The following is a 6,000-nucleotide window of genomic DNA, read 5'->3' as shown; positions in this document are numbered from 1 at the left end:
CACGCCGGTGTTCATCCTGCACCTGTACGACCGCGCGATACTCAACGGCGCCGCACTGCGCACCGTGGGCTACACGAAAGACACGCCCAACCCGCCGGGCGGCGAGATCGTGCGCGACGCGTCGGGCAATCCGACCGGGTTGCTGCTCGCCAAGCCGAACGCGACCATTCTCTACGCCACGCTGGCGAAAGGCCCGAAGCTGCCGCCCGAGTATCAGAAGAACTCGACGCGCCATTTCATGCGCGAGGTGAACCGCCTCGGTGTGACCGGCGTGATCGACGCGGGTGGCGGGTTCCAGAATTACCCCGAGGACTACAGCATCATCGAGGAACTGCACCGTGAAGGTCAGCTCACGGTGCGCCTGGCCTATAACTTGTTCACGCAGAAGCCCAAAGCCGAACTCGCAGACTTCAGCCAGTGGGTCAAGCAAGTCAGCCCCGGCCAGGGCGATGACCTCTATCGCCACAATGGCGCCGGCGAAATGCTCGTGTACACGGCGGCCGACTTCGAGGACTTCCGTGTCGAGCGTCCCGACATGGCGCCGTCGATGGAAGCCGATCTGGAGCCGGTGATCCGCTTGCTGGCGGAAAAGCGCTGGCCGTGGCGTCTGCATGCGACCTATGACCAGACCATCTCGCGCGCGCTCGATGTCTACGAGAAGGTCGCCAAGGACATCCCGTTCGATGGTCTGAACTGGTTCTTCGATCATGCCGAGACCATCTCCGATCGCAACATCGACCGCATTGCGGCGCTTGGCGGCGGCATCGCCGTGCAGCACCGCATGGCCTACCAGGGCGAATATTTTGTCGAGCGCTACGGTGCCCGGGCGGCCGAAGCCACGCCGCCGATCAAGAAGATGCTCGAGAAGGGTGTCAAGGTCGGCGCCGGCACCGACGCCACGCGCGTGGCGTCGTACAACCCGTGGGTATCGTTGTACTGGCTGACCACGGGTAAGACCGTGGGCGGCATGTCGATGTATCCGCCGGCCAACCTGCTCGATCGCGACACGGCGCTGCGCCTGTGGACCGAGGCCAACACGTGGTTCTCATCCGAAGTGGGCAAGAAGGGCCAGATCAAGGTGGGCCAGTTGGCCGACCTGGCCGTGTTGTCGGCCGACTACTTCTCGGTGCCGGGCGACGACATTCAGGACATCACGTCGGTGCTGACCGTGCTCGGCGGCAAGGTGGTCTATGGCGACAGCGAGTTCGGCAAGCATTCGCCCGACATCCCGCCCGCGATGCCCGACTGGTCGCCGGCCCGCCACGGCAGCCAGTACCAGCCGCGCCCGCAGACCCAGGCGCGCGCAATGGCGCTGAACACCGCGTGCGGCTGCGCCAGTTCGTGCGGCGTGCATGGCCACGCGCATGCCAAGGCCTGGACCTCGGGCGTGCCGGCGTCGGACGAAAGCACGTTCTGGGGCGCGCTGGGCTGCTCGTGCTGGGCATTCTGATCCGCTGATCCACGGATCCACGTTAACCACCCCCCATTGGAGAGCGGCCATGACCATCTCGACACCCCCGCCGGGTGCGGCCGGCAACAACACACACCGGCTGCCTCGCTGGCTACGCTGGATCGCCCTGCTCCTGCTGTGCGCCGCCTACCTGCAGGGGGGATTGGTCAAGCTGTTCGACTTCTCCAGCGCAGTGGCCGAAATGCAGCACTTCGGCCTGTCGCCCGCCGGGCCGCTGGCGGCGGCGACAATTGCGCTGGAGCTTGGTGCGTCGGCCGCGATCCTGACCGGCGTCTGGCGCTGGCTCGGTGCACTGGCGCTGGCAGCGTTCACATTCATGGCCACGTTCCTTGCCAACCGGTTTTGGAGCGCACCGCCCGAGGCACAGTTCGCGATGGCTAACGCCTTCTTCGAACATCTGGGTCTGGTGGGTGGATTCCTGCTCGTGGCGTGGGATGACCTTCGCACGCGGAGGCAACCATGACGCAACCCGCCACCTCGGCGGCCAAGCCTGCATCGGGGGGCACGTTTGCCCCGCTGGCCCTACCCACGTTTGCGGTCATGTGGGTGGCCACGATCCTCGGTAACATCGGCAGCTTCATGCGCGACGTGGCCAGCGCCTGGCTGGCAACCGATCTTTCCACGTCACCGGCAGCGGTCGCCACGATTCAGGTGGCCGCCACGCTACCCGTCTTCCTGCTTGCGATTCCGGCCGGTGTGCTCTCCGACATCCTCGACCGGCGCCGCTTTCTGATCGTGGTCCAGATCGGACTGGCCATGGTCAGCGGCACGCTGATGCTGCTGGCATGGCGCCATGCGCTGACCATCGAAATCCTGATTGCACTGGCGTTCGTCGGCGGTGTGGGTGCGGCGATGATGGGGCCGACGTGGCAGTCGATCGTGCCCGAACTCGTGCCGCCGAGCACGCTGCGACAGGCCGTGGCGCTGAACTCGCTGGGCGTGAACGTCTCCCGTGCGATCGGTCCGGCTGCCGGGGGTCTGTTGCTCGCGGCATTCGGCGCGGCCGCCACGTATAGCGCAGACGTGATCAGCTACGTGTTCGTCGTCGCTGCGCTGATCTGGTGGAAGCGCCCCGAACAACCCAGCGATCCGCTGCGCGAGCACTTCTTCAGCGCTTTCCGCGCAGGCTTACGCTTCACCCGCGCGCACAGCAAGCTGCACATCGTATTGGCGCGCGCCGCCGTGTACTTTGCCTTCGGCAGCGGCGTGTGGGCGTTGTTGCCGCTGGTCGCCCGCCAGTTGTTGCATGGCGGTGCCAGTCTCTATGGCGTGTTGCTGGGTGCAGTGGGCGCTGGCGCAATCCTCGGCGCGCTGACGATGCCCAGACTGCAACAGCGGCTTGATGCCAACGGCATGGTGCTGTTGTCCGCGATCGTCACGGCGGTTGTCATGGCGGCACTGTCGAGCGCGCCCCCGATAGGGTTGGCATTGCCGCTACTGCTGCTGCTCGGCGCCGCGTGGATCATTGCGCTGACCACGCTTGGCGGCGCGGCACAGGCGATCCTGCCGAACTGGGTGCGCGGCCGGGCGCTGGCGGTCTACCAAATGGTGTTCAACGGCGCGCTGGCCGGTGGCAGCCTGATCTGGGGCTTTGTGGCACAGGCGCTGGGTACACCGCACGCGCTACTGATTGCCGCGGCGGGGCTGGCCGTTACCGCGCTGATCCTGCGCCGCATGCGGCTGCCGAGCGGTGAAGAGGACCTCGGCCCCGCACGTCGCTGGCCCGAACCGGAAATGGCCGACGAGATTGCGCATGACCGTGGTCCGGTGATGATCCTGATCGAGTACTGCATCCCGCCCGCCAATCGCGATGCGTTCCTGCACGTGGTGCACAAGCTCTCGGAAGAGCGTCTGCGCGACGGCGCGTTCAGTTGGGGCGTGATGGAAGATCCGGCCGACCCCGAACTACTGACCGAGTGGTTTCTGGTCGAGTCCTGGGCCGAACATTTGCGCCAGCACCAGCGAGTACCCAATGCCGATGCCGATCTGCAACGCGACGTGATCGGTTTCCACGTGGGCGCCGAGCCGCCACACGTCCGGCACCTGCTCGGGGTGGGCCTGCCGCCAGCGTAGCACCACGCCGATTCCCCCCTTTTCCATCGGGTCTTATATGAAACTCTATATCGTCTCCCTCGGCGCCGGCATTCTGGTCGGCATCATCTATGCACTGATGCAGGTCCGCTCGCCTGCCCCCCCCGCAATTGCTTTGATCGGGCTGCTGGGCATGCTCCTTGGCGAGCAGGTTGTGCCGCCGGTCAAGCGCATGCTGGCGGGAGAGCCCGTCACCATGGCATGGTTCCGCGGCGAATGCGTCCCTAAGATTACGGGCACCCCGCCCAATGCGGCCACGGCCGTCGAGCAGTCGGCATCCCTCCCCGCGCGTAGCAAAGAAGGGAGCCAATAACAGCATGCGTCGTTCCCGAAAGCAGCCAGAGGCCCATTCCCGCCGTACTCACGCAATCGCGCCCCGGCGCATTCACGTCGCCTTGGCGGTGTTGTTGTCCGCAGCCGCAGCACCTGCCGTGGCAGACGGCAACGTCACGATCTATGGCCGGCTGAACACGGCAGTCGAGTATGTGACCGTGACCCCCGCAACCGATGGAACCAAATTGGGCGATGCGGCGCGCCTCACGAATAACCGCTCCGTGTTCGGCATGGTGGGCGAAGAACCGCTAGGCAATGGGATCAAGGCGATCTGGCAAATTGAAAGCGCCCTGTCGATCAACAACGGCTCCGGGGAAATTGCCGGGCGAGATAGCCGGCTTGGCCTTCAGGGCCCGTACGGCACCCTCTTCATGGGCAACTGGGACACACCGTACACAAGTGCAACCAAGAGTTACGACCCGTATTACGCCACCACTGCGGGTTACATGGCGCTGATGGGTAATGGCTCTGCGGCCACCAGCGACAATGTTCAGAACACCAGCGCATTCGATCGACGGCAGAAGAACTCGCTGCACTATCAGTCGCCGAAGTGGCACGGCTTCAGCGGCGCCATCGCCTGGGGACTGCCGCAGGAAAAGACAACGGTGCCGCGCAATCCAGCGCTGTATTCCTTTGCCTCTGCCTATGACCAGGGCAACCTGAACCTGACGCTGGCCTACGAAATCCACCAGCACTACCAGACCAGCGGCCGCAACGACGATGCCATCAAGGCAGGCGTTTCCTACCAGTTCCCGTCGACGCGCATCAGTGCCGTGTATGAACGCCTGCACTATCGCACCGCCACGGGAGACCTGACGCGCAATGGCTACTATGTCTCGCTGATACAGCAGCTTGGCACCGGCAGCCTACGTGCAGGCCTCGCCTTCGTCGGCAACGGCACCGGCACGGCGACGGAAACCATCGGCGCCGTTCGAAGCGGTTCGCAGACCGGCGCATTTCAGGTAACCGTCGGCTATGACTACCCCCTTTCCAAGCGAACCGGGCTTTACGCTTACTACAGCCGCATCAACAACCGCAGCAACGCGACCTATGACTTCGCCATCAATAACGTCGGCATCAAGGCCGGCGCCGACCCGCAGACGTTCGCCATTGCGCTGCGCCACAGCTTCTGAGCGTCAGTTGACCCACTCTCGCGGGAGACTGCATTGACCCCCATACAGCTCCCAGACACGGGCCGCCGCCCTGCGCTTTCGGGACCAGCGTTCGGCGGCATCCTGGCTTTCGTCGCAGGCTATGTCGATGTGGTCGGGTTCATTTCACTGTTCGGCCTGTTCACGGCGCACGTGACAGGGAACTTCGTGATGATCGGCGTCGACATCGCTGGCGATTCGGCGGGCCTGCTCGCCAAACTGCTCGCGCTGCCCACGTTCGCACTGGCAGTTGCGGCCACCCGGCTGACCGAGTCACGCATGGTACGGAACAGCCAATCGGCACCGCCGCTGTTGCTATTTGCCGAGGCCACCGCGCTGGTTCTTTTCATGATTGCCGGACTGCAAGCCTCCCCCATTTCCGACCCGGATACGCCGATGGCCATCGTCGCCGGGACGCTTGCCGTCGTGGCCATGGGGATTCAGAACGCACTGTCCAGAACGTCGTTGTCAGACCTGGGCCCCACTACGATCATGACGGGGAATACCACGCAAATCGTCATTGATCTGGTGGACCTGCCATCCGCATCCGAGGTGGAACGCAAAGCCATACGCGGCCGGCTCAAGAAAATGGTGCCGGCGCTCGCGGGTTTCGCATCGGGCGCTGCGCTCGGCGCCCTTGGCTATTCAGTGCTTTCGCTCTGGTGTGTAGTTTTGCCAATCGTATTGCTGCTGGCGCTCAGTCTCTCGACTTGGCGCGATGAAGCCAACAGCCTTCAGAAGTGAATCGGCAGACGAGTGAACCCGAGACGCCCTCGCCTTCTTGCGGTTCCCCCCTCACATCCGCGCCGTCAGCGCCGAGCCGATCAGATCTGAGCAAACAGCGTTCCAAAGTCCGCGCCCCGGCCGAAGATCCAGCCGGGTAATACAAACAGACAATAGTGATGGCCTGCGCCGCCCATTAATCTCTCCTGGTTTTGCACGCTCACGGCACGC

Annotated in this window: 6 protein-coding genes; all 6 read left to right on the top strand. The window is 64.4% G+C overall.

The window, feature by feature from the left end; translation table 11 throughout:
- The coding region (locus C266_RS12455) for an amidohydrolase (RefSeq protein ID WP_010805141.1) at positions 1–1,450 on the top strand (1,450 nt) is incomplete at its 5' end.
- 49 nt (positions 1,451–1,499) lie between these two features.
- Positions 1,500–1,934: a DoxX family protein gene (locus C266_RS12450; RefSeq protein ID WP_010805140.1), complete on the top strand. Its 435-nt coding sequence runs from the start codon at positions 1,500–1,502 to the stop codon at positions 1,932–1,934.
- Positions 1,931–3,544, top strand: coding sequence for an MFS transporter (locus tag C266_RS12445; protein ID WP_010805139.1), 1,614 nt, complete (start codon positions 1,931–1,933; stop codon positions 3,542–3,544). Before C266_RS12450 ends, C266_RS12445 begins: the two co-directional genes overlap by 4 nt.
- Positions 3,545–3,581: 37 nt before the next feature.
- Positions 3,582–3,875: a XapX domain-containing protein gene (locus C266_RS12440; protein ID WP_010805138.1), complete on the top strand. Its 294-nt coding sequence runs from the start codon at positions 3,582–3,584 to the stop codon at positions 3,873–3,875.
- Positions 3,876–3,879: 4 nt separating this feature from the next.
- Positions 3,880–5,028, top strand: a complete 1,149-nt coding sequence (locus C266_RS12435) for a porin (protein WP_081636263.1) — start codon at positions 3,880–3,882, stop codon at positions 5,026–5,028.
- Between the two features lie 33 nt (positions 5,029–5,061).
- Positions 5,062–5,790, top strand: coding sequence for a YoaK family protein (locus tag C266_RS12430; RefSeq protein WP_010805136.1), 729 nt, complete (start codon positions 5,062–5,064; stop codon positions 5,788–5,790).
- Positions 5,791–6,000: the final 210 nt, after the last annotated feature.

The organism is Pandoraea sp. SD6-2 (genome assembly GCF_000389825.1).
GTDB lineage: Bacteria > Pseudomonadota > Gammaproteobacteria > Burkholderiales > Burkholderiaceae > Pandoraea > Pandoraea communis.
The sequence above is the reverse complement of the archived record's forward strand: the minus strand, read 5'-3'. Positions and strand labels throughout refer to the sequence as shown.

What these genes read in the sequence shown, in the direction of transcription:
- C266_RS12435 (WP_081636263.1), top strand. Translation starts at nt 3,880, where the DNA reads ATGCGTCGTTCCCGAAAGCAGCCAGAGGCCCATTCCCGCCGTACTCAC.
- C266_RS12445 (WP_010805139.1), top strand. Translation starts at nt 1,931, where the DNA reads ATGACGCAACCCGCCACCTCGGCGGCCAAGCCTGCATCGGGGGGCACG.
- C266_RS12450 (WP_010805140.1), top strand. Translation starts at nt 1,500, where the DNA reads ATGACCATCTCGACACCCCCGCCGGGTGCGGCCGGCAACAACACACAC.
- C266_RS12440 (WP_010805138.1), top strand. Translation starts at nt 3,582, where the DNA reads ATGAAACTCTATATCGTCTCCCTCGGCGCCGGCATTCTGGTCGGCATC.